This is a genomic window from Methylocapsa acidiphila B2, from assembly GCF_000427445.1.
Taxonomy (GTDB): Bacteria; Pseudomonadota; Alphaproteobacteria; order Rhizobiales; family Beijerinckiaceae; genus Methylocapsa; species Methylocapsa acidiphila.
The window spans coordinates 1,795,969-1,818,089 of record NZ_KE386496.1 but is presented as its reverse complement, the minus strand read 5'-3'; the positions used below and the strand labels follow the sequence as shown (position 1 = coordinate 1,818,089).

The 22,121-nt window shown below is 61.4% G+C and carries 19 protein-coding genes and 2 tRNA genes; 16 read left to right on the top strand and 5 right to left on the bottom strand.

Going from position 1 to position 22,121, the window contains the following annotated elements:
* The first annotated feature begins 18 nt into the window (after positions 1–18).
* From kdpA to lon, 6 genes are all read left to right on the top strand, one after another.
* Positions 19–1,737 (top strand): potassium-transporting ATPase subunit KdpA, encoded by a 1,719-nt coding sequence (gene kdpA / locus METAC_RS0110730; RefSeq protein ID WP_026607031.1) that lies wholly within the window; start codon positions 19–21, stop codon positions 1,735–1,737.
* Between the two features lie 133 nt (positions 1,738–1,870).
* A tRNA-Leu gene (locus tag METAC_RS0110725) sits at positions 1,871–1,955 on the top strand.
* Positions 1,956–2,063: 108 nt separating this feature from the next.
* Positions 2,064–3,446, top strand: a complete 1,383-nt coding sequence (gene tig / locus METAC_RS0110720; RefSeq protein WP_026607030.1) for a trigger factor — start codon at positions 2,064–2,066, stop codon at positions 3,444–3,446.
* Positions 3,447–3,621: 175 nt separating this feature from the next.
* Complete coding sequence (locus METAC_RS0110715; RefSeq protein ID WP_026607029.1) at positions 3,622–4,266, top strand: ATP-dependent Clp protease proteolytic subunit; 645 nt, start codon at positions 3,622–3,624, stop codon at positions 4,264–4,266.
* A 608-nt stretch (positions 4,267–4,874) separates the two neighbouring features.
* A complete protein-coding gene (clpX, locus tag METAC_RS0110710; RefSeq protein ID WP_026607028.1) occupies positions 4,875–6,140 on the top strand; it encodes an ATP-dependent Clp protease ATP-binding subunit ClpX in 1,266 nt (421 codons plus the stop codon).
* 273 nt (positions 6,141–6,413) lie between these two features.
* Positions 6,414–8,831 (top strand): endopeptidase La, encoded by a 2,418-nt coding sequence (lon, locus tag METAC_RS0110705; protein WP_026607027.1) that lies wholly within the window; start codon positions 6,414–6,416, stop codon positions 8,829–8,831.
* Between the two features lie 130 nt (positions 8,832–8,961).
* Here the strand turns inward: lon and METAC_RS0110695 are convergent, their stop codons facing one another.
* A complete protein-coding gene (locus METAC_RS0110695) occupies positions 8,962–9,969 on the bottom strand; it encodes a complex I NDUFA9 subunit family protein (protein ID WP_026607026.1) in 1,008 nt (335 codons plus the stop codon).
* 141 nt (positions 9,970–10,110) lie between these two features.
* Entirely contained in the window at positions 10,111–11,391 is a 1,281-nt protein-coding gene (locus tag METAC_RS23230) for a metallophosphoesterase family protein (RefSeq protein ID WP_051335520.1), read from the bottom strand.
* 189 nt (positions 11,392–11,580) lie between these two features.
* Here METAC_RS23230 and METAC_RS0110680 point away from each other — a divergent pair.
* From METAC_RS0110680 to rpoN, 7 genes are all read left to right on the top strand, one after another.
* Positions 11,581–11,665 (top strand) — tRNA-Leu (locus tag METAC_RS0110680).
* An 816-nt stretch (positions 11,666–12,481) separates the two neighbouring features.
* Positions 12,482–12,772: an HdeA/HdeB family chaperone gene (locus METAC_RS0110670; RefSeq protein WP_051335519.1), complete on the top strand. Its 291-nt coding sequence runs from the start codon at positions 12,482–12,484 to the stop codon at positions 12,770–12,772.
* 54 nt (positions 12,773–12,826) lie between these two features.
* Complete coding sequence (locus tag METAC_RS0110665) at positions 12,827–13,441, top strand: ribonuclease D (protein ID WP_026607024.1); 615 nt, start codon at positions 12,827–12,829, stop codon at positions 13,439–13,441.
* A gap of 125 nt (positions 13,442–13,566) precedes the next feature.
* On the top strand, positions 13,567–14,319 hold the full coding sequence (lptC, locus tag METAC_RS0110660; protein ID WP_026607023.1) for an LPS export ABC transporter periplasmic protein LptC: 753 nt from the start codon (positions 13,567–13,569) through the stop codon (positions 14,317–14,319).
* Between the two features lie 2 nt (positions 14,320–14,321).
* On the top strand, positions 14,322–14,924 hold the full coding sequence (locus tag METAC_RS23225) for an LptA/OstA family protein (protein ID WP_425338908.1): 603 nt from the start codon (positions 14,322–14,324) through the stop codon (positions 14,922–14,924).
* Positions 14,925–15,271: 347 nt separating this feature from the next.
* Positions 15,272–16,114: an LPS export ABC transporter ATP-binding protein gene (gene lptB, locus METAC_RS0110650; protein WP_084143970.1), complete on the top strand. Its 843-nt coding sequence runs from the start codon at positions 15,272–15,274 to the stop codon at positions 16,112–16,114.
* A gap of 173 nt (positions 16,115–16,287) precedes the next feature.
* Positions 16,288–17,835, top strand: a complete 1,548-nt coding sequence (gene rpoN / locus METAC_RS0110645) for an RNA polymerase factor sigma-54 (RefSeq protein ID WP_026607021.1) — start codon at positions 16,288–16,290, stop codon at positions 17,833–17,835.
* A 26-nt stretch (positions 17,836–17,861) separates the two neighbouring features.
* On the opposite strand, the gene METAC_RS0110640 is transcribed toward rpoN, so the two are convergent.
* From METAC_RS0110640 to rpmB, 3 genes are all read right to left on the bottom strand, one after another.
* Positions 17,862–18,068 carry a hypothetical protein gene (locus METAC_RS0110640; RefSeq protein ID WP_026607020.1) on the bottom strand — a complete coding sequence of 69 codons (207 nt, stop codon included), beginning with the start codon at positions 18,066–18,068 and terminating at the stop codon, positions 17,862–17,864.
* Positions 18,069–18,188: 120 nt separating this feature from the next.
* Positions 18,189–19,424, bottom strand: coding sequence for a M48 family metallopeptidase (locus tag METAC_RS0110635; protein ID WP_026607019.1), 1,236 nt, complete (start codon positions 19,422–19,424; stop codon positions 18,189–18,191).
* Positions 19,425–19,541: 117 nt separating this feature from the next.
* Positions 19,542–19,832, bottom strand: coding sequence for a 50S ribosomal protein L28 (gene rpmB, locus METAC_RS0110630; protein ID WP_026607018.1), 291 nt, complete (start codon positions 19,830–19,832; stop codon positions 19,542–19,544).
* Positions 19,833–20,177: 345 nt separating this feature from the next.
* On the opposite strand from rpmB, the gene METAC_RS0110625 reads away from it, so the two are divergent.
* The 3 genes from METAC_RS0110625 to METAC_RS0110615 all read left to right on the top strand — a co-directional run bounded on the left by METAC_RS0110625 (position 20,178) and on the right by METAC_RS0110615 (position 22,031).
* The gene (locus METAC_RS0110625; protein ID WP_026607017.1) at positions 20,178–20,582 is read left to right on the top strand and encodes a VOC family protein; all 405 of its coding nucleotides are present in this window, start codon (positions 20,178–20,180) and stop codon (positions 20,580–20,582) included.
* Positions 20,579–20,782 (top strand): hypothetical protein, encoded by a 204-nt coding sequence (locus METAC_RS26465; protein WP_156898182.1) that lies wholly within the window; start codon positions 20,579–20,581, stop codon positions 20,780–20,782. Before METAC_RS0110625 ends, METAC_RS26465 begins: the two co-directional genes overlap by 4 nt.
* 211 nt (positions 20,783–20,993) lie before the next feature.
* Positions 20,994–22,031, top strand: coding sequence for a linear amide C-N hydrolase (locus METAC_RS0110615; RefSeq protein ID WP_026607015.1), 1,038 nt, complete (start codon positions 20,994–20,996; stop codon positions 22,029–22,031).
* Positions 22,032–22,121 lie beyond the last annotated feature (90 nt).

Genomic DNA, 22,121 nt, shown 5'->3' with positions numbered 1-22,121 from the left:
TATTTTTGGACGGGTTGCATGACGCAATTTGGCTTTGTCGGCATATTTCTTTTGATCGTTCTCGTTGGCCTGACGATCAGGCCCCTCGGCGGGTACATGGCCTGGATTTTCGCGGGCGGCCATGAGCGGATCTGGGTTTTGCGCCTTTGCGAGCGCGGCTTGTTGCGTCTGTCCGGCGTCGATCCGAAGAGCGAGCAGACCTGGCTCGACTACGCCGGGGCGATCGTCATGTTCAATCTCGTCGGCGTCGCTCTTCTCTTCGCGATCGTCCGCCTGCAGGATTTGCTGCCCTACAATCCGCAGCATTTCGGGCCCATGGCGCCGGATCTCGCCGTCAACACAGCCGTGAGCTTCGTCACCAACGCGAGCTGGCAATCTTACAGCGGAGAGACGACGCTTAGTTATCTCAGCCAGATGATTGGCATAACCGTCCAATCCTTTCTTTCGGCCGCGACGGGCATGGCGGTCGCGCTCGCGATGGTGCGGGGCTTCGCCCGTCAGAACGCGGCGAGCCTCGGCAACGCCTGGGTCGATCTGACCCGAGCGACGCTTTATGTCTTGCTTCCGATTTCCGTGCTCGGCGCTTTGTTTCTGGCTTGGCAGGGCGTCCCGCAGACGCTCGGCGGCCCGGTTGGGGCGGCGGCGCTCGACGGCGCGACGCAGATGATCGCGCGCGGGCCCGTCGCTTCGCAGGAGGCGGTCAAGCTGATGAGCGGCGACGGCGGCGGCTTCTTCAACGCCAATTCGGCGCATCCTTTCGAAAACCCGACCGCGCTCGCCAACTTGTTCGAAATGGCGTTGATCGTCCTGATAGGCGCCGCTTTGACCAATGTCTTCGGCCGGATGGTCGGAGACGAGCGGCAAGGCTGGGTCTTGCTCGGCGCAATGATGGCGCTGTTCGCTCTTGGGCTCGGCGTCGTCTATTGGGCCGAGGCGTCGGGCAATCCGCATTTCGCGGCGTTGGGCGTCGACCAGGCGGCTGGGCCGCTGCAGGCCGGCGGCAATATGGAAGGCAAGGAGGTGCGTTTCGGCGTCGCGGGCTCGGCGCTGTTCGCCAATGTCGCCACGGCGACTTCGGATGGCGCGGTGAACGCCATGCACGACAGCTTCACGGCGCTCGGCGGCGGCATGCTCTTGGCCAATATGATGATGGACGAGGTGATCATCGGCGCTCCGGGCTCCGGCCTGTTCGGAATGCTGCTGTACGCCATCGTCTCGGTTTTCATCGCCGGCCTCATGGTCGGGCGCACCCCGGAATATCTCGGCAAGAAGATTCAGGCGGACGAGGTGAAAATGGCCGTGCTTGCTTTGCTCGTCGTTCCGGCGACGGTGCTTTTGCTGAACGCCGTCGCCGCCTCCCTTCCTGAGGGGCGGGCCGGCCCCTTGAATGCAGGCCCGCATGGATTTTCGGAATTGCTGTACGCCTATACGTCCGCCGCCGCGACCAATGGCAGCGCCTTCGCCGGATTGAGCGCGAACACGCCGTTTTTCAATTTGACCCTGACTGTTGCGATGCTGTGCGGACGTTTTCTCGTCATTTTGCCCGTACTCGCCATTGCGGGCTCGCTTGTCGCCAAGCACAAGGTTCCCGCCTCCGCCGGCACCTTGCCGACGAATGGAACGCAATTCCTGTTTCTGATTGTGGGCGCGGTCCTGATTCTCGGCGCCCTCACATTCCTCCCCGCGCTCGCACTCGGGCCGCTCGCCGAGCATTTCTCGGGCGCCAGCCTCTATTGATCGGCGGCTCGCCCTTGCGGGCTCCGCATCGTCGAGAGGCGCCACTTTTTTGCTGCATCCGGCAAAGGCGGTTGCTATAGAGCCCAATGGAAAGTGGGATGATAGAGAGCGATCGCCTTGGAAAAGGCGGAACGCGGGCGTGGCGGAACTGGTAGACGCGCCGGATTTAGGTTCCGGTGGTGAAAATCGTGGGGGTTCGAGTCCCTCCGCCCGCACCAGCCCGCAATGTTCTTTGCGCGCTCGCGTTCGACCCCGCCGGCTTCGGAGCCGGGGCCCGCCGAGCCATCAACCCAATACGATGAAAGTTTGAAAAGGTTTTAGCTCAAATGCAAGTCACTGAAACCCTGGCGCAGGGCCTCAAGCGTGAATTCAAGGTTGTGCTTCCGGCCGCTGATCTCGCGACTCGCCTGGAAGGGCAGCTCGTCGAGGTGCAAGCCAAAGCGCGAATCAATGGATTCCGTCCGGGCAAAGTGCCGGTGGCGCATTTGAAGCGCCTTTACGGGCGCTCGATCATGACCGACGTCGTCCAAGAGGCGGTCAATGAAGCGCATCGCAAGATCGTCGAAGACAATGCGTTTCGCCTCGCGCTCGAGCCGAAGATCGATTTTGCCGGCGACAAGGAGGTCCTCGAGAAGGCTTTTGAGGCGCAGGCCGATTTCGCCTTCACTGTCGCGCTCGAGATTCTGCCGAAGATCGAGGTCGGCGCCTTCGAGGACATAGAGATCGAGCGGCTCGTCGCCGATGTCGACGACGCCCAGATCGACGACGTTTTGAATAAGCTCGCCGATCAGAACCGCGCGTATCTTCCCAAGGAGGGCGACGCGGCGAGCGCCGAAAAAGGCGACAAGGTCACGCTGGATTTCCTCGGCAAGATCGACGGCGAGCCTTTTGAGGGCGGAGCGGGCGAGGATGTCGAGATCGTGCTCGGGTCGGGCCGTTTCATTCCGGGCTTCGAGGAGCAGGTCGAAGGGCTCAAGATCGGCGAGAGCCGCACCATTTCCTTGAGTTTTCCAGAAGATTACTCGGCGCCTGAGCTCGCGGGGAAAGCCGCGACTTTCGACGTCACGCTCAAGGCCGCCGCCGCGCCGGGCGAGATCGCGATCGACGACGAACTCGCCAAGGCTTTCGGCCTCGAGGATCTCGCCAAGTTGAAGGAATCGATCCGCGCCAATATCGAGCGCGACTATGCGTCGGCGTCGCGGCGCAAATGGAAGCGGGCGTTGCTCGACGCGTTGGACAAGAAATATGCGTTCGAGTTGCCCGAGGGACTGGTCGCGCAAGAGTTCGCGACGGTCTGGCGGAACGTCGAGGCCGAGCAGAAACGCAGCGGGCGCAGCTTCGAGGACGAAGGCACGACCGAGGAGGCGGCGCGGGCGGATTATCAGACCATCGCGGAGCGTCGGGTGCGGCTCGGTCTTCTCCTCGCGGAGATCGGCGAGAAGGCCGGCGTGAAGGTTTCCGATGAAGAGGTCAATCAAGCCCTGATCGAGCGGGCGCGCTCATTCCCCGGGCAGGAAAAGATCGTCTGGGACTATTACCAGAAGAATCCTCAGGCCATGGCCGAGATCCGGGCTCCGCTCTTTGAGGAAAAAGTCGTCGATCATATCGCCGGCCTCATCAAAGTGACCGACAGGAAGGCCCCGAAGGAGGAGCTTCTGAAGGTCGAGGACGACGAGGACGAGGATAAAGCGGAAGCCTCGCCGGCGTGACGGCGCTCCCGCGGGCGTGAATTTGCCCGCCGCCGACAGGCCGTCATGAACGGCGCAGGCGGGTCATTGCGAACGCGGCGGGAGCCATTATCTTTCGCTCACGAGGGTCGCCTGGGCTTCTCGCAGCCGGCCTGCTTTTTGCGACGAACCCGCTTTTCGACAAGGAAAATCCGATATGCGCGACCGCGATCCTCTTGAAATTTACGCCAATTACCTCATCCCGCAGGTGATCGAGAATACGAGCCGGGGTGAGCGCGGGTTCGACATTTATTCCCGCCTGCTGCGCGAGCGCATCATTTTCCTGACGGGTCCTGTCGAGGATCACATGGCCTCGGTGATCATCGCCGAGCTTCTCTTCCTCGAGGCGGAGAACCCGAAGAAGGAAATCAATATGTACATTAATTCGCCGGGCGGCGTCGTGACGGCGGGCTTGGCGATCTATGACACGATGCAATTCATCAAGCCCAAGGTCTGGACCGTGTGCGTCGGCCAGGCGGCGTCCATGGGCTCCCTTCTTCTTTGCGCCGGCGAGGCGAACAGCCGTTTCGCTCTGCCCAACGCCCGGATCATGGTGCATCAGCCGTCGGGCGGCTTCCAAGGCCAAGCTTCGGATATCCTCCGCCATGCCGAGGACATTATGAAGGTCAAGAAGCGGCTGAACCAAATCTACGTCAAGCATACCGGCCGAGATTACGAGACGATCGAGAACACGCTCGACCGCGACCATTTCATGTCGGCCGAAGAGGCAAAGGAATTCGGCATCGTCGACCATGTTTGGTTCAAGCGGCCGGACGATACGCCAGCGACGGAAACCAAGTGACCCCGGGGCGCCGAACGGCGCCGTTTTTTTAGTCACTAGGAATTACGCAAGGTCTCAGATAGCGAGCCCAGCCGTGGGCTATGGCTCACGGCTTTCTCCCCATCCACAGCGAGCGAGGCGGCCGCCCCCTCAAGAGGGGGTGGCCAAAGAGGCCGGATGAGCCGAGGCGAACGCCGCCCGGGCCGGGTCTGGTCTCGCGGCCGCGAAACGGCGAGCGCCGCCGCCTCTCCGCGGAAGCGGATCTCTTGTTCGGCGGTGCGGCGCTCTTGCCTGTGGCGCACCTCTTGCTTAAGTGAGTGTCCGCGGCGTCGCAATGAAACCGTTACGGCTGTGAAATCGTAACGTTAATATGTTGCGGGGCCATGACCGAGTCAGATTGAACGCCCCTGTCGCTGCGTCAGGGCCTTGCTTCGGCGGCGCGAACATGGTTGCATTTCGCTATTCGGGCGCAGTTTTCAGGGAGAACAGGGCCGAAGAACAGACATAAGCTGGCTCGTGTGCGAATGCGCCAGCGCGCGTGGTTAAAGAATCGTCATGATTCTCGAGGCCGCCGAAAACTCAGCGTGACCGAGGTTCGCACATAATCGCGGTCGTTACGGAGACTAACCATGACCAAGGTCGGCGGCGGTGACGCGAAAAACACGCTCTATTGCTCGTTCTGCGGAAAGAGCCAGCATGAGGTCCGCAAGCTGATTGCCGGCCCCACGGTTTTCATCTGCGACGAATGCGTGGAACTATGCATGGACATCATCCGGGAGGAGAACAAATCCTCCCTGGTTAAGAGCCGCGACGGAATCCCGACGCCGAAAGAAATCTGCAAGGTTTTGGACGATTACGTGATCGGCCAGCCGCAAGCCAAGCGGGTGCTCTCGGTCGCCGTGCATAATCATTACAAGCGGCTCAATCATGCGACCAAGCATAATGACGTCGAGCTCGCGAAATCGAATATTCTCCTGATCGGCCCGACGGGCTCGGGCAAGACTTTGCTCGCCCAGACTCTGGCCCGCATCCTCGACGTGCCCTTCACGATGGCCGACGCGACGACGCTCACCGAAGCGGGCTATGTCGGCGAAGACGTCGAAAATATCATCCTGAAGCTGCTCCAAGCCTCCGATTACAATGTCGAGCGGGCGCAGCGCGGGATCGTCTATATCGACGAGATCGATAAGATTTCCAGAAAGTCGGACAATCCGTCCATCACGCGCGACGTGTCGGGCGAGGGCGTTCAGCAGGCGCTTTTGAAGATCATGGAGGGCACCGTGGCCTCGGTGCCGCCGCAGGGCGGGCGCAAGCATCCCCAGCAAGAGTTCCTCCAGGTCGATACGACCAATATTCTCTTCATCTGCGGCGGAGCTTTCGCGGGGCTTGAGAAGATCATCTCGACTCGCGGCAAGACCACCTCCATCGGTTTCAGCGCGACGGTGCAGGCGCCGGACGAGCGTCGGACCGGCGAGATCTTCCGCAAGGTCGAGCCCGAGGACCTTTTGAAGTTCGGCCTCATTCCGGAATTTGTCGGACGCCTGCCGGTCATCGCGACGCTGGAGGATCTCGACGAAGAGGCGCTGAAGAAGATCCTGACCGAGCCGAAGAACGCCTTGGTGAAGCAATATCAGCGTCTGTTCGAGATGGAGAACACGGAGCTCACCTTCCAGGACGAAGCGCTCAATGTGGTCGCCAAGAAGGCGATCGAGCGGCGCACCGGCGCGCGTGGGTTGCGCTCCATCATGGAAGGCATTCTGCTCGACACTATGTTCGATCTTCCCGGCCTCGACAGCGTCGAGCAGGTTGTCATCGGTCCCGATGTTGTCGAAGGCAAGTCGCGCCCGCTCTACATCTACGCCGACCGCAACGAGAAAAGCGGCACCAGCGCGTGACGTGATTCCTGCGCGACGCGAATTCGCGTCGCGCAGGGAAGGCTACACGGACTTGTGGGCCTTTCTTCAGCGAGTTGTCGTCTGCTGCGACCTGTTGGACCAGGTGCTTGAAAGGGCCGGAGTAGATCTCCATCTTGACGAGTGGAAACAGCGTAAAGCCAAAGAAATGCCTCCCTGCGCCCGGCGCGCGCCGCAAATTTTTCAAGCGCGGCGATTCTTCACCAGCGACCAGTGCGCAACAGATCGAAACGCGTTTCGAGATAGGACGATAAAATGACCCAGAAGCGTGAGCCTGTTCTTCCCGGCGCGATCGATAGCTACCCCGTTCTTCCGCTGCGCGACATCGTTGTTTTCCCGCATATGATCGTGCCGCTTTTTGTCGGTCGGGAAAAATCGATTCGCGCGCTCGAAGAAGTCATGAAGGCGGATAAGCTCATCCTCCTCGCGACTCAAATCAACGCGTCCGATGAAGACCCGGCGACCGGCGCCATCTTCACCACCGGCACGCTCGCCTCGGTGCTGCAGCTTCTGAAGCTCCCCGACGGAACCGTCAAAGTTCTCGTGGAGGGACAGGTCCGCGCCAAGGTGCATGGCTATGTCCGCACCGACGACTTTTACGAAGCCGAGGCCGAAGCCATCGCCGACGAGCCGATGGACAAGGTCGAGGTGGAGGCGCTCGCGCGCTCCGTCGTCGCCGAGTTCGAGGGCTATGTGAAGCTCAACAAGAAGATCTCGCCGGAGGTGGTCGCCGCCGTCACGCAGATTGACGATTACGCCAAGCTCGCCGACACCGTCGCCTCGCATCTCGCCGTCAAGATCGCCGACAAGCAGGGCGTGCTCGAGACCTTCTCGGTCGCCAAGCGGCTCGAAAAATGCCTCGCGCTCATGGAGAGCGAAATCTCGGTCTTGCAGGTCGAGAAGCGCATCCGCACGCGGGTCAAGCGCCAGATGGAGAAGACCCAGCGCGAGTATTATCTCAACGAGCAGATGAAGGCGATCCAGAAGGAGCTCGGCGACGAGGACGGCAAGGACGATCTCGCGGAGATCGACGAGCGCATCAAATCGACCAAGCTCTCCAAGGAGGCGCGCGACAAAGCGACGGCCGAACTGAAGAAGCTGCGCCAGATGTCGCCGATGTCGGCGGAAGCCACGGTCGTGCGCAACTATCTCGACTGGCTGTTGTCAATCCCGTGGAACAAGCGCTCGAAGGTCAAGAAGGACCTGCATATCGCCGAGGACGTGCTCGACAGCGAGCATTTCGGGCTCGACAAGGTCAAGGAGCGGATCCTCGAATATCTCGCCGTGCAGAGCCGCGCGAACAAGCTGACCGGTCCGATTCTTTGCCTCGTCGGCCCGCCAGGCGTCGGCAAGACCTCGCTCGGCAAGTCAATCGCCAAGGCGACGGGTCGCGAATTCGTCCGCATGTCGCTCGGCGGCGTGCGCGACGAGGCTGAAATTCGCGGCCACCGGCGCACCTATATCGGCTCCATGCCGGGCAAGATCATTCAGTCGATGCGCAAGGCGAAAAGCTCAAACCCGCTTTTCCTTCTCGACGAGATCGACAAAATGGGAATGGACTTCCGCGGCGATCCGTCGTCGGCCTTGCTCGAGGTTCTCGATCCCGAGCAGAACCAGTCGTTCAACGATCATTACCTCGAGGTCGACTATGATCTTTCGAACGTGATGTTCGTGACCACGGCGAATACGCTGAACATCCCGGCGCCTCTCATGGACCGCATGGAGATCATCCGCATCGCCGGCTACACCGAGGATGAGAAGGTGGAGATCGCGCGGCGCCATTTGATCCCGGCGGCGCTCAAGAAGCATGGTCTCGCGACGAAGGAATGGTCGATCGACGACGCGGGCCTTGTCACCATGATCAGGCGCTACACGCGGGAAGCCGGCGTCCGCAATCTCGAACGCGAGTTGTCAAAGCTGGCGCGTAAGGCGGTGAAGCAGATTCTGACCGACAAGGCCACGGAGGTCGCAGTCACTGACGCCAATCTGGCCGATTACCTCGGCGTGCCGAAATATCGCTACGGCGAGGCGGAGACGGAAGATCAGGTCGGCGTCGTCACTGGTCTCGCGTGGACCGAGGTCGGCGGCGAGTTGCTCACGATTGAAGGCGTGATGATGCCGGGCAAAGGCCGCATGACGGTCACCGGAAATCTGCGCGACGTCATGAAGGAATCGATTTCCGCAGCGGCCTCCTATGTTCGCTCGCGGGCGGTTGATTTCGGCATCGAGCCGCCTGTCTTCGATCGGCGCGACATCCATGTCCACGTTCCGGAAGGGGCCACGCCCAAGGACGGGCCGTCGGCGGGCGTCGCCATGGCCACCGCCATCGTGTCCATAATGACCGGCATCCCGATCCGCCGCGACATCGCCATGACCGGCGAGATCACCTTGCGAGGCCGGGTCCTGCCAATCGGTGGGCTCAAGGAAAAATTGCTCGCCGCCTTGCGCGGAGGCCTGAAGAAGGTCCTCATTCCAGAGGAGAACGCCAAGGATCTGGCCGATATTCCGAACTCGGTGAAAAACGCGCTCGAGATCGTGCCTGTGGGTCGCATGGATGAAGTGCTGCGGCATGCGCTGGTGCGTCAGCCGACCCCCATCGTTTGGGAGGAGGACGCCAAGACAGTCGGGCCGCTGGCTTCGGACGAAGACGCATCAGGCGCGATCGCTCACTGATCCGAATGGCTCGGCGCGCCGTTTCGCGCCGAGCGTCTGCCGGGCGCGGAAATATCAATAGCGCGAAAATCGAAAAGGCCGCGGGCGTCAATCCCGCGGCCTTTTCATTTGCTTAATCCGGCTTTGCAGCTCAGACCGCGCGGCGATCGGCGAATTGGCCAGCCTTGCGATAGCGGTAGAGATAGCTCGGCACGAAGGCTTCGAAAGATTCGGGCGCGAGGCCGAGCCCCTGCAAGGTCCGTCCCTCGTCGATCGCTTCCTTCGAGACGACATTGTCCGACTGCAGAAGCGCGATCTGGTCCCCTGTGATCGTGAGGAAATCGGGGAATAGACCGAGCGACGCCTTCTTTGCGAACTCGGTCACGCCGGCGATCATTTTGGCTTCCGTAACGGGAACCGAAACGAGCCAGCGCTTGCGTTCCGTCACGCTCAAGACGAACTCGATGATCCGTCGCAGGGTGGCGATGTCCGGCCCCCCGAGCTCATAGGTGGTCCGGGGCTCCGCCTTGCCATCGACCGCGAGCGCCACGGCCTCGGCGACGTCGCCGACGAAGACCGGCTGAAGTTTGGTCGCGCCGCCGCCGATCAGGGGAAGCGCCGGCAGGAAGCGCGCCATGGTCGCGAAACGGTTGAAAAAATCATCCTCCGGGCCAAACACGACCGAAGGCCGCAAGATTACCGCCTTGGGGCGGAAGATCCGCACGGCTTGCTCGCCGAGCCCTTTGCTGCGCGCATATTCGGAGGCGGCGTCGGGATCGGCGCCGATCGCCGACACATGCACGAAGGTCTCGATGCCGGCGTCTTCCGACAATTTGGCGATCGCCTGGGCGCCGAGATTATGAACCGCGTCGAAGCGTTGCGCTCCGGCTTCGCTCAGGACGCCGACCAGGTTGACGACAGCTTCAGCGTCGCGCAAGGCGTGGACGATGGAGTCCGGATAGCGCAAATTAGCCTGAACGGCATGGATCTGGCCGACCTTGCCGGAGGGCTGAAGATGAAACGCGAGATCCGGCCGGCGCGAGGCGACCCGAACGCGCCAGCCGCGCCGCGCCAGAGCGCGAACGACATGCCGGCCGAGGAAGCCCGAACCGCCGAATACGGTTACGAGCCGGCCTTGTTTCACCAATTCATCCGCCATGGTCGATCGCCTCGGAGCAAAGCTGCGTTCGCGCGTTTTCTAGGCCGCGAAAACGCGTCTGTACAGAGCACTCGTCGGACGAAAATATATCAAATCGGCGAAGCGGCCGGGGACCTGCGCGAGAGCCGCCGATCGTCGACTTCAATCGCAGTCTAAAGTCCGGCTCGCGAGACGGCAGGCCGCGAGCGGTTGGCCATGCGCGTCATAGGCGGTGAGCGACCATCGCTCGCCGGACGCATGCGTGAGTTCGCGCGTCAGCATGGCGAAGCCGAACCTGCCCGGCGCGCCGCGCCCGGTCCGTACTTTCACGCCATCAATGGAGGCGCCGTCGAGACGCTCCGGCGCATGCTCGAGGAGATTGTCGCCGCCATTGCCGACGATGATCTGCACCGGGAGATCGTCGGCGTAGCTCAAGACCTGAAATGTATGATCATGGCCGGACAGAAGCGCGTGCACATTGGCGGTGATCGCGTTTCGCGCGGCGAGGGCGAGCGTCTTGTTGTCGCCGGGCTCGTCGTCTTCCGTTAGTGATCCCCTGGCCCAGATCGGCTTGTGGAAGGCGAGCCAGACGGGGCCAGGGCCGGCGAATTGCGCCGCCGCGAATTGCCGTCGGAACCGTTCCGCCTGCGCCGCGTCGGCATGGAAGTCGTCGGCTTCCGAAACGTCGAAGACGAGCAGTGAGACCCCGCCGAGATCGACGAAATAGGGCGGCTCCGAGCCGGGGCAGGCCTCTCCCGCCTGAGCCGGAAAAGGATCGACCAGAAAGCCCCAGCCCTTGCCGCCGCGGGCGCAGATCTCGTGGTTGCCGCGGACGAAAATGAATGGCGCTGTTCCGAGCAGGCTTTCCGCCGGCTTGAAGAAATCGGCTTCCCAGGTCTCCCATGCATCGCCGAAAGGGGAGCCCGCGCAGCCTTTGCGCTCCGGGGGGCAGGCGGTTTCGCGATAAAGCAAATCGCCGAGATGCAAGACCAGATCCGGCTTCAGATCCGCCGCGACATCGGCGACGAGCCGGAACGGCCAGGCCGAAATATCGTTGCAATCCTGAACTTTATCCTTCTTCAGGCGGCATCCGGTGTCGCCGATCAGCAGAATTCGATCGACCCTCGGTTTCGGCAAAGGCAGGGGAATCTGATCGATGCTGATCTCGGCGGCGCCTCTTGGAATCGGGATGGCGCAGACCCGCAGCGGAAAGCGTTCGCGTGGAGCGCTGCTTTCAGCCATTGGCTTGGGCCGCCCGTCAATCTTTGCGACGGGACAGATCGGCTCTTGCGTGAGCGCGCGGGCCTCCGCGCCGCCGGGGACCTGCTGAACCCAGCGATAAAGGGCATGGGCTCGCGCCGGACTCGGCGCTACGACCGCCGCGCTGGCTGCGAGACAAAAAATTTGAAGCCCGAAGATAAATCGGCATGCGGCGAGCGGCATTGGGCGGTTCTCTGGCGGAGGCGCAGCGGGCGGAAGGCGCGAGCGGGCCTTTCTCTTCGGCGCGACGCTTGCGCTTTGCAATCATAATCGCGCCAATGGGCTTGGCTCGACGCGCATATCGAGCGAGGGGCGATTTTCGCGCGCTTCATCATTGACAAGATGGAAGCCCGCCACGTATCAGGACGCTATGCCCTGGTGGCGGAATTGGTAGACGCGCTGGTTTCAGGTACCAGTGGTGAAAGCCGTGGAGGTTCGAGTCCTCTCCAGGGCACCATCGCCTTTCGCTTTATGGCGTTGTTTCAGGCGAGCGGTCCAGCCTTATCCCCGAATCGAGTCGGGTGAGACGGTAGCTATGGCGCTTCTTGCCGGCTGATTTTGGCTTTATCCTGCCTGGACGCTCCCAGATTGACTGATAGAGCCGTTCAGGGGCCGTCGCCCATGCGGTCATCAAGAAGCTGATTGAACATTTTCGAATGCTTCATCGCCGTCAGGAAGCACACTGAACTCGGCTGTCGTCGAGGTCAGATCTTTCAAAGCCGGCTTGAAAGGCCGTCTCGCAAATCGGGAGGGAGTCTGCGCTGGGGTTCGCCGCGTCCCTCCAGACGCCATTTCAAATGAAATGGCTCCTCGGGAGGCGGCGAGCGGAGTTTTCGAGCTTTTATAGCTTATGGTAGAAAAGCCAAAGAACCAGCATCACCAGCCCGGTCATGATAAACGAGAAGATGTCGGGCCATTTCATGCTTAGATCCTCGTTGAGAGAACTGGCGGGATAGCAGGTGGTACGTAAAGCGAGGCGTTTTTGTTCTTTTTGCCTGTGTCGACGACCTAGCGCGGGCAGCGCCGGCGGTGGGGTGGTTGTGATCCGCTGTTAAGCGGCTCAACGATCGTCGTTTTCATTGCGTTCATTTTTTCTCTGTATTCAGGCAGCGTGCAATCGGCCAGCTGCCTCTGACAACGTCTTTTAGGCCGATCTGCGAAGCGTTTCGTTCGGCTTCGACCGCCTTCAGCGATCCTTCTGGGCTTCGCGGGCGTGGGTTCGATTTATATTTACCAGATTTTTGAGACGCCAAACCGATTACAGGAGAGTCAAATGAAGTTGCGCCCGTTTATCTTCGTCCTGTGCCTCCTGTTCGCGGGACGCGCCTCTGCGGCTGAGATTCTCGACTTGAACACCGTCAAATGCAAAGAATGGCTCGACAGCAGCAAGGAAAATATCGGCTACACGATCGCATGGCTCGACGGATATTACATGGATGAGGACGCTTCTCCGATCATCAACTTCGATAAGATGAAGGAGAACGCGGGAAAGCTCGCCGGTTATTGCGCCGCCAATCCAGCGGTGGGCCTCGGAACCGCCGCCGAGGAATTGTTCGGTGAATAGACCTGCGCTAGAAGCAGCGTCCATGAAAAGAAAAATTCAGGCTGGCCGCGCGCAATGACGATTCGTCTCCACCACGGGGATCTGCCGGACGACGCCCAGTTCGGCGACAGCGTCGCAATCGACACGGAGACGCTCGGCCTCGTGCCGCATCGCGATCGGCTGTGCCTGGTTCAGCTCTCGCGCGGCGACGGGACGGCCGACATTGTCCAAATCGCCGCCGGACAGGCGCGCGCGCCAAATCTCGAGCGGCTCCTGGCTGATCCCGCGATCACGAAAATGTTTCATTTCGCGCGTTTCGACATTGCCGTGCTTTACAAGACCTTCGGCGTGATGGCCGAGCCGCTTTATTGCACCAAGATCGCCTCGAAACTCGTGCGGACCTATACCGATCGGCACGGCCTCAAGGACCTTGCCCGCGAGCTTCTCGGCGTGGATCTCTCCAAACAGCAGCAATCCTCCGATTGGGGCGCAGCGGCCCTGACTGAGGCGCAGATCGCCTATGCCGCGTCGGACGTGCTGCATTTGCATGCGCTACGCGATCGGCTTGAAGCTATGTTGAAGCGGGAAGGCCGCCAGGATCTCGCCGATGCTTGCTTCCGGTTCTTGCCGGCCCGCGCGCGGCTCGATTTGCTCGGATGGGCCGATGCGGACATATTCTCGCATCAATAGACTTCCAGCGGCTTTGGCCCGCCTTGACTTCGCCTTGCTTGCTTGCTGTTTGATCGGCGCCTTCCGCACTTGGCGCCTATTCTCGTTGCGGATGGGAGTTTGCGTGCGAAAAGCCGATTGACGTCATGACGAAAATGTCCGACCGGGCGGAATGGCCGTCCGACAGCCCAAGAGGCCGTCCGACTGTCCCGCCGCATGGCAGGCCGAGCGACCGGATCGATTTGACGACTCCGGTTTGGCGCGGCGCTTTCAAGGCGGCCGGAAAGCATAGCGCGCGGGTGCGCGTGCTGCGCTGGGGGCTGGCCGGCGGCGCGGCCTGCGCGATCGCCGTTATTCTGATCCTTGCCCTGTTCGATCCGTTTCGCCGCCTGCCGCGAAATATTTCGATCGGCGAGGTCTCGGTCCAAGGCACGCGGATCACTGTGGCGACGCCGAAAATCACCGGCGTTCAGGCCGACGGCCGTCCCTATGAGGTCAAGGCCGGCTCCGGCGTCCAGGACACGACGACGCCGAGCATATTGGAGCTTTTGGACATAGACGCCCAGATCGGGATGCTGGACGCCTCGACCGTGTTGGTGACCGCCTCCCACGGCGTCTATGACGGATCCCAGCAAAAAATGGTGCTTCAGGGCGAAGTCAGAATTTGGAACAAGATCGGCTATGACATTCGCGCGACGAAAACGACGATCGACTTTCAAAGCGGCGCGCTGGGCTCGAATGAGCCTGTGAACGTCATCCTCGACGGGGGGATGGTGTCGGCGAACCAAATGGACATTCAGGACAATGGCCATAAGATCTCATTCGAGGGCGCGGTCAAATCCATCTTCGATCAGGCCTCCGCCAACGCCCGGTCCGAGGATGCGGCGCTGGACAATTAGAGATGATCCAGGCGCGCTGGCTCCTTTTCTCCCCGCCCGGGCCCGCCGTGCGGGTTCTAGCAGCCGCGATGTTTTGCGCCGCGGCGAATTTGACGACGCTTCCCGCGCTGGCGCAGAAATCGAGTTCGGGCGCGATCCTGCCTGGCGGCAATAGCAAGGAGCCGATCAATATCGACGCGGGCAAGCTGGATTATTTCGATAAGGAGCAAAAGCTCATCTACAGCGGCAATGTGGTCGCGACGCAAGGGGAAAGCCGGCTGAAGGCTGTGACCCTCGTCATTTTCCTGACGCCGAAACCGGTGGGCGAGGCTGCGGGAGCGCCGTCTTCCTCGAGTCAGGTGCGGCGTATGGAAGCGACAGGGCCTGTCACAATTACGTCAAAGGATCAGATCGGCACGGGCGACAACGGCGTCTACGAAAAATCGGACAATAAAGTTTATTTGACCGGCAATGTGACCCTGACCCAAGGGGCGAATGTCACCAAAGGCGACAAATTGGTCTACGATCTCAATACGAGCCAAGCGGTCGTGATCGGCCGGGTCCGAAGCATGTTTCTCCCGAGCGGATCCGACGATAGCCGCAAGAAGCCAGCGAAAACCGATTGAGAAGGCGAGTAAGGACGCGCATTACGCGGATCCAACCTGTCGGTCCGCCCGAAGTGTAGCAGCGGAGGGCGTCGGGATCGGGCGTGCGAAAATCTTAGACCTTTTACCGCTCCTATGGCAAAAGCCGGCGTGACGTCGAGGCCGCGCCGGCAGGCGTCGGGGCTCAACGGACGCGATCCCTCTCAGGTCCATGTGGAGGGCGCGCGGCGGCCTTCTATGAAGGGGACGGTCTCGAATTGCGTTGGCGCTCCGTTCGGTCTCGGTTTTCTCGCTTGATCCGGCTGCGCGGCCTCATCGGCGGACGCGGGCGTCGCTTGCTTGCGGCGGATGGCGTCGGCGGTTGGCTCATGGAAGAGGACTCGACCGTCGAATTGTCCGAGGATTGGCGCGAACCGCCGCAGCCCAACGGTCAGGCGTCAGACCCGCCTCATCCCTCCGGGCGCGCCCGCGCGCCTGACCCGAGCAAGGTCGGGACTCTCACCATCCATCATCTGCGCAAAGCCTATAAGGCGCGTCGGGTCGTCGAGGACGTGAGCATGTTCGTCCGACGCGGCGAGGCGGTGGGCCTCCTCGGCCCCAATGGGGCAGGCAAGACGACGCTATTCTATATGATCACCGGCCTGATCCGGCCGGACGGCGGAACCATTGAGCTCGACGGCCATGACGTAACGCGGCTTCCAATGTATCGGCGCGCCCGCCTGGGCATCGGCTATCTGCCGCAGGAAGCGTCGATCTTCAGAGGCCTCAGCGTCGAAGAAAATATCATGGCGGTCCTCGAGATCACCCAGCCGGACAGGCGCAAGCGCGCGATGGAGCTCGACGCCTTGCTCGAGGAATTCGCCATCACGCGGTTGCGCAAGACGCCGTCGATCGCGCTTTCGGGGGGCGAGCGCCGCCGGTGCGAAATCGCGCGCGCCTTGGCCGGTCGGCCGTCCTTCATGCTGCTCGACGAGCCGTTCGCCGGCGTCGACCCGATCGCCATCGGCGACATTCAGTCGCTGGTCCAACATTTGAAGCAGCGCGGCATCGGCGTCCTGATCACGGATCATAACGTGCGCGAGACCCTCGGCCTGATCGACCGCGCCTATATCATCCATGCGGGGCACGTCCTGACCGAAGGCGCGCCTGCAGACATTGTCGATGATCCCGGCGTCCGCCGCTTTTATCTCGGCGAGGGCTTTCGCCTTTGATCGGGCGCCTTTTTGGCGCGCCTTTGCGGATGATGATTTCCCGATTTACGAAAAGTTTCGAATTAGGATTGCATTTGCCGGCTACATGCGCATAATTTCTGCTATAAGCAAAAAGTGGGCCGGCATAATTGTCGGCTTGCCGACTTCCCGCTTCAGAGTCGACTTAGAGAAAAATGGCGCTTTCGACGAAGCTTATCATGCGCCAGGGCCAGTCCTTGGTGATGACGCCGCAGCTCTTGCAGGCGATCAAGCTGTTGCAATTCTCCAATCTCGAGCTCACCGCCTTCGTCCAGGACGAGCTTGAGCGCAATCCTCTGCTCGAACGGGCCGAGGACACGCCTGATCCGCGCGAGACTATGACGAATTTTGATGATCGGGCCGAGCCCGTCGCAGCCGCCGCCCAGGATTTCAACGAGGCGAGCGAAGCCGAGTGGAGTTCGGATGCTTTCGCAACCGACCGCGGTGCGCTCGAGGCCAGTCTCGGCACGGAATTGTCGAACGCCTTCGATGACGATCGCGCCGCGACGCCCGGCGAATATAAGGAAAGCTTCGACGCATCCGGCCTTTCGGCGACTTCATGGACGGGGTCGTCGGGCTCCAGCGGCGACGGCGAGGCCGCCAATCTGGAAGCCTATGTCGCGGCGGAAACCAATCTCAAGGATCATCTCGAAAGGCAACTCGCCTTCGCGACGCCCGATCCGGTTGACCGCATGATCGGGCAAGTCCTGATCGACGCGATCGACGACGCCGGCTATTTGTCCGATTCAGTCCTCGACATCGCCGCGCGGCTGCATACGCCGGTGGATCGGGTCGAGCGCGTTTTGTCGATCATTCACGGGTTCGATCCGTCAGGCATTGGCGCGCGGGATCTCGCCGAATGCCTCGCCATCCAGTTGCGCGAGAAGGATCGGTTCGATCCGGCCATGAAGGCGCTTGTCGCCAATCTCGCCTTGGTGGCGAAACGCGATTTCGCGGCGCTGCGTAAAATCTGCGGCGTCGACGAGGAGGACATCCTCGACATGTTGGCCGAGATCAAGCGGCTTGATCCGAAGCCCGGCCGCGCGTTCGGCGGCGGCTCGATCCAGCCCTTGGTGCCGGACGTGATCGTGCGGCCCTTGCCCGACGGCTCGTGGCATGTGGAGCTCAACACGGACGTGCTCCCGCGCGTCCTCGTCAATCACTCCTATGCGACGCGGATCACCAAGGCCAAGTCGAGCGAGGCCGACCGGACCTTCATGTCGACTTGCCTGCAGACCGCGAACTGGCTGACCAAGAGCCTGGAGCAGAGGGCGCGGACGATCCTCAAAGTGTCGAGCGAGATCGTTCGCCAGCAGGAGGCTTTCTTCGTGCAGGGCGTCGAGCATTTGCGGCCGCTCAACCTCAAAACGATCGCGGAAGCGATCGGGATGCATGAATCGACCGTCTCGCGCGTGACCTCGAACAAGTATATGTCGACGCCGCGCGGCCTTTTCGAGCTGAAATATTTCTTCACGGCCTCGATCGCCTCGCAAGACGGCGGCGACGCGCATTCGGCCGAATCGGTGCGCTTCCGAATCAGGCAGATGATCGATCAGGAGAGCGCGGCCGAGATTTTGTCCGACGACGCGATCGTCGCTAAGCTCAAAGCGGCCAATATCAATATCGCCCGGCGGACGGTCGCGAAATATCGCGAGAGCCTGAAGATTCCATCCTCGGTCGAGCGGCGGCGCGCGAAAGCGTAATCGCGCGGCGCTAGGCCCGTGTTTCGTCAGTAATAGGGCCGACGGACGACCACGCCCCGGTGATAGGGCCTATAGACCGGCCGACGGGTGACGACCGCGCCGCGAGGCCCGGCGCAGCCCGCGCGATAGACGCCCCGGGCGCAGACGACGGCGTTCGCGTCGCTTGTCGACGCGAATTCGGCTCCGATCGCGACCAGGGCGGCCAATGACGCCATCATTGCAAGCTTCTTCATCCCTGTGTTTCCTCCTCATTGCTCGGCGTCGGCGTCGCTTGATGGCGGCATCAAGCCCGACGCCTAATCTGTCGATGCGCCGATAACATGCGTCCGCCGAGGTCGGCGCGGATGCTGGGCTTAAGGCGCGCTCTTGAGTTCGGCGATCCGCAGCGGAACAGGCGGATGAGAATAATAGAAAAGCGCGTAGCCCCTGTCCGGCGTCAAGGTCGCGAGATTGTCGCGCGACAGCTTGGTGAGTGCGCTGATCATGGGCTGGGCGCCGACCATCTTTCGCGCAAATCCGTCGGCTTGAAATTCGGCGCGGCGTGAGAGCCAGCTCGTTAGGGGCGAGAGCAGGTGCAACACGGACCCCGACGCGGTCAGCAGGATCACAAGGACGAGGCCAGGATCGCGGGGCAGGCCGAATTGGCTCGCGAGCCCCTCCGCCGCAAAGGCCCAATGAAGAACGATGAATCCAAGGAAGGCGAGGGCCGCCGTTTGGGCGATGCGTTGCCAGATGTGGCCGAATTTAAAATGGCCAAGCTCATGCGCCAAAATGGACTCGATTTCCTCCGGCGTGTGCTTTTCCAGAAGCGTGTCGAAAAAGACGATGCGCTTGCCCTTGCCGAAGCCGGAAAAATAGGCGTTGCCATGTGTCGAGCGCTTTGAGGCGTCCATGACGAACAGGCCCCTGGACTCGAAGCCGCATTTGTCGAGAAGGGCTTCGATGCGCGCTTTCATCGGCCCGTCGCCCATCGGGGTGAATTTATTGAACAGAGGCGCGATGACGGTCGGATAGAGAACGGTCATGGCGATCATGATCGCCATCAGGCCGGCCCAGCCGAAGAGCCACCAGAGATTGGGCAGGACGCTAAGGAGCGCGAACAACCCGTAAAGCAGGGGAACTGCGAGCAGAATCTGCAGCGCCGCGCTTTTCGCCTGATCGAGGATAAACATCCTGGGGGTGGTGCGGTTGAAGCCGAAGCCGGCCTCGAGCCAAAAGGTGCGGAAAATCGTGAAGGGCAGATCGAGCAAATATCCGACCGCGGCGACGCTGACGACAAGGGCGACGCTGAGGGTCAGGCCGGGCGCGATGAATCGCGCGAGAAGCGCATAGGTCGGAGCGAGCAGAACCGCGAGCCAAAGAATGGAGACGCCAGTGTCGAAAATGGTCTCGACGATGCTGAGCCTGGCGCGCGCGACCGTGTAATCAGCTGCGCGCTGATGCTCCGCCAAGCTGACTTGGCCCGTGAATTCCGGCGGCACATTCGCTCGATGGACGACAGCGGATTGGGCCTGTCGACGCGTCAAATAGACGCCGAGCGCGCTGGAAAGGACGATGGCGAAATAAATCGTTGCGGCGATCAGGCTCATGAGCCGGCTCCGAAATGGACGACTCGGCCGATATAGGCTTGCGCCGTTCGCTTTACGAGTCGAAGGCGCCAGCTGAAGGCGAAGGGGCCGCTGACGCGCCCTTACGCTCTTATGGTCCTAGGCGCTCGCCGCCTGCTTCTTGGCGATCTCGCGCTTGATGGAAAGCGCGCCAGACGAAAGTTCGGCGTCGCTGGCCTTGGCGAGAAAAGCGTCGAGGCCGCCGCGATGCTCGACCGAACGCAACGCCGCTGCCGAGACGCGGAAACGGAGCTTTCGCTGCAGGACGTCCGAGATCAAGGTGACATTGCAGAGGTTCGGCAGGAAGCGCGTCCGCGTCTTGTGGTTCGAATGGCTGACCAGATTGCCGGTCTGGACGGCCTTGCCGGTCAGTTCGCAACGGCGGGACATGGGTTTTCCTTTGCAATCCAAAATAAAGAGCGTGTCGCCGACAGGACGCCCCGGCGAAGCTCGCGCCCCGCTACCCGCCCTTGCCGGCCGTTTGGAAAGTCAGCCTGATAGTCGAGCGAGGCCGCCGCGTCAAGATTGGGCGCGGGCCTGTTGACACATTAACGAGACTATTAGGTACGGTTGACAGGCGCGGCGGAGCTTGCGATATAGAAAGTGGACGCGCAAAATCCACAGCCCGGTTGGTAGTCCGGGTGGCCTTTTGCGCTCGTTCAGGCTGCTTTGCGCGCTCAAATCGGGCGAGCCAGCTTCCAGCGCGTCCTTTCCATCAACAGGAAAGGTGCGTCCATGAAGCTGAATCATGTCAATCTCCCTAGTATCGACGTTCCGGCCGACCGGGCCATGTTCGAACGCTATTTCGGCCTTCGCTGCCTCATCGCGCGCGGCGCGGGAATGGTCGTGATGGAAGACGACGACGGCGTTGTGCTTGTCCTCAGCAACCTCCCTCGCAAGCGCGGAAGCTTCGCTTATCCCGAAGATTCCGACGTGCTTCACATCGGTTTCATCCAAGAGACGCGTGAAGCCGTCGACGCCATGCACATCCGCCTCGTCGCCGACGGCTGGGACGCGCCGGCGCCGCGCGATTACCACGGCGCCTGGACCTTTTATTTCAAGGCGAAGGGCGGCTATTTCATCGAGGTGACTACGCCGACGCCGGTCGATCGAGAGGGAGAGCGCAGGCGAGCGGCGTGACGCAGCGCTTTGGCGAGCAGCAGGCGCGCGGCGAAGTTGAAATAATGGCGCGCGCGTTCTTTAACCGTCAGGCGCGTCACGTTCAAGGCGCGGCGCTCACGAAAAAAGACGCGCTGGCGCGTCCATGTCTTCGGCGGAGTCGTATGAACGGCGAGTATCGCCGTTCATATGCAGCTATGGGGCTGCGATACGATCGTTGAAAGCACGAATATTAGCCGATTCAGCGAAGCCTTCGTCCAGGGATTAGGAGATCGCCCGATTTTCGTCTTGCGGGCGATCATCTGACGAATGTCGATTGACGTAAAGCAATGCGCGCTATGTCTGGAGCGCGCAAGAATCTCGGCGACCGGCGGTCCGCGAAGAGCGAAAATTTTTTGCGCCGGCGCCGGGCGAAGCCGCATGGAGGTTGGCATGACGTCACGCTTAGGCAAGGCGCTCTTTCTCTTGGTCTCGGCGCTCGCGCTGCCGTCTTTGCTCGATCATGCGGCGCGGGCTTGCTCGCGCGTGGCGTGGAAGACCGATAGCCAAGGCGTCTTCGCCGGCCGCTCGATGGATTGGGACGAACTCATCGATCCAAAGCTCGCCATTTATCCGCGCGGGCTTGCGATGGAGGGCGGCGTCGATCGTCCGGTGAAATGGTCGTCGCGCTTCGGCAGTCTCATCGTCCTTGGCGTCAATTATGGCGACGCCGCGCTCGACGGCATGAACGAGAAGGGGCTGACCGGACACGTGCTTTATCTGCAGGCGACCCAATATGAGACGCGCGATCAGCGCCCCGGCGTCTCCTACACGATGATGCTTCGATATTTGCTCGACAATAGCGCCACGGTCGCCGAGGCGCTGAAAGCGCTCGAGGCCGTCCAGGTGGTTCCGATTCCCTTGCACGGCAAGCTTCTTGGCACGCATATCGCGCTCGAGGACCCGAGCGGCGATTCCGCCATCATCGAGTTCGTCAAGGGCAAGTTGGTCGTGCATCATGGCCCGCAATACCAGGTGATGACGAACGACCCGCCCTATGAGCTCGCCATGAAGAAGCTCAAGCAATACGAGACCTTTGGCGGCAAGAAGCCGATTCCGGGCAATATCGAATCGATCCAGCGCTTCGTGAGAGCCCAATATTTCCTGAAATATCTGCCTCAGCCCAAGGACCCGGAGCAGGGCGCCGCGTTCATGTTCCAGATCATCCACAATGTCGCCGTGCCCTTTGGCGCGCCTTATGACGGCGGCTTGGGCGGAACCTATCCGACCTGGTGGATCTCGGCGGCCGACCTGACCAACGAGGTCTATTATTTCGGCTTGACCCAGAATCCGAACGTCATCTGGGCCGATTTGAAGAGCCTGGACTTCTCGAGCGGGCGGCCGGTCCTTGTGCTCGACCCGAAAAATCCTGCCCTTGTGGGAAACGTCGGGCGCGGATTTCAGCCGGAGGCGGGCAAGCAACCGCATTGAAGGCATCCACCCGCGGAAGCCTTTGACGCGGCCGGCGGTCACGGCGATCTTCCGCGGCGCTTTTAAGGTTAAAGCCCCGTTAACCGCGCA

Excerpts from the sequence above, each read along its gene's own strand:
- kdpA (WP_026607031.1), top strand. The coding sequence starts at position 19 with ATGACGCAATTTGGCTTTGTCGGCATATTTCTTTTGATCGTTCTCGTT.
- METAC_RS23230 (WP_051335520.1), bottom strand. The coding sequence starts at position 11,391 with ATGCCGCTCGCCGCATGCCGATTTATCTTCGGGCTTCAAATTTTTTGT.
- METAC_RS0110715 (WP_026607029.1), top strand. The coding sequence starts at position 3,622 with ATGCGCGACCGCGATCCTCTTGAAATTTACGCCAATTACCTCATCCCG.
- lptC (WP_026607023.1), top strand. The coding sequence starts at position 13,567 with ATGACGAAAATGTCCGACCGGGCGGAATGGCCGTCCGACAGCCCAAGA.
- METAC_RS0110635 (WP_026607019.1), bottom strand. The coding sequence starts at position 19,424 with ATGAGCCTGATCGCCGCAACGATTTATTTCGCCATCGTCCTTTCCAGC.
- lptB (WP_084143970.1), top strand. The coding sequence starts at position 15,272 with ATGGAAGAGGACTCGACCGTCGAATTGTCCGAGGATTGGCGCGAACCG.
- METAC_RS0110615 (WP_026607015.1), top strand. The coding sequence starts at position 20,994 with ATGACGTCACGCTTAGGCAAGGCGCTCTTTCTCTTGGTCTCGGCGCTC.
- rpoN (WP_026607021.1), top strand. The coding sequence starts at position 16,288 with ATGGCGCTTTCGACGAAGCTTATCATGCGCCAGGGCCAGTCCTTGGTG.
- METAC_RS0110670 (WP_051335519.1), top strand. The coding sequence starts at position 12,482 with ATGAAGTTGCGCCCGTTTATCTTCGTCCTGTGCCTCCTGTTCGCGGGA.
- METAC_RS0110625 (WP_026607017.1), top strand. The coding sequence starts at position 20,178 with ATGAAGCTGAATCATGTCAATCTCCCTAGTATCGACGTTCCGGCCGAC.
- METAC_RS0110665 (WP_026607024.1), top strand. The coding sequence starts at position 12,827 with ATGACGATTCGTCTCCACCACGGGGATCTGCCGGACGACGCCCAGTTC.
- lon (WP_026607027.1), top strand. The coding sequence starts at position 6,414 with ATGACCCAGAAGCGTGAGCCTGTTCTTCCCGGCGCGATCGATAGCTAC.
- METAC_RS0110695 (WP_026607026.1), bottom strand. The coding sequence starts at position 9,969 with ATGGCGGATGAATTGGTGAAACAAGGCCGGCTCGTAACCGTATTCGGC.
- METAC_RS0110640 (WP_026607020.1), bottom strand. The coding sequence starts at position 18,068 with ATGAAGAAGCTTGCAATGATGGCGTCATTGGCCGCCCTGGTCGCGATC.
- clpX (WP_026607028.1), top strand. The coding sequence starts at position 4,875 with ATGACCAAGGTCGGCGGCGGTGACGCGAAAAACACGCTCTATTGCTCG.
- tig (WP_026607030.1), top strand. The coding sequence starts at position 2,064 with ATGCAAGTCACTGAAACCCTGGCGCAGGGCCTCAAGCGTGAATTCAAG.
- METAC_RS23225 (WP_425338908.1), top strand. The coding sequence starts at position 14,322 with ATGATCCAGGCGCGCTGGCTCCTTTTCTCCCCGCCCGGGCCCGCCGTG.
- rpmB (WP_026607018.1), bottom strand. The coding sequence starts at position 19,832 with ATGTCCCGCCGTTGCGAACTGACCGGCAAGGCCGTCCAGACCGGCAAT.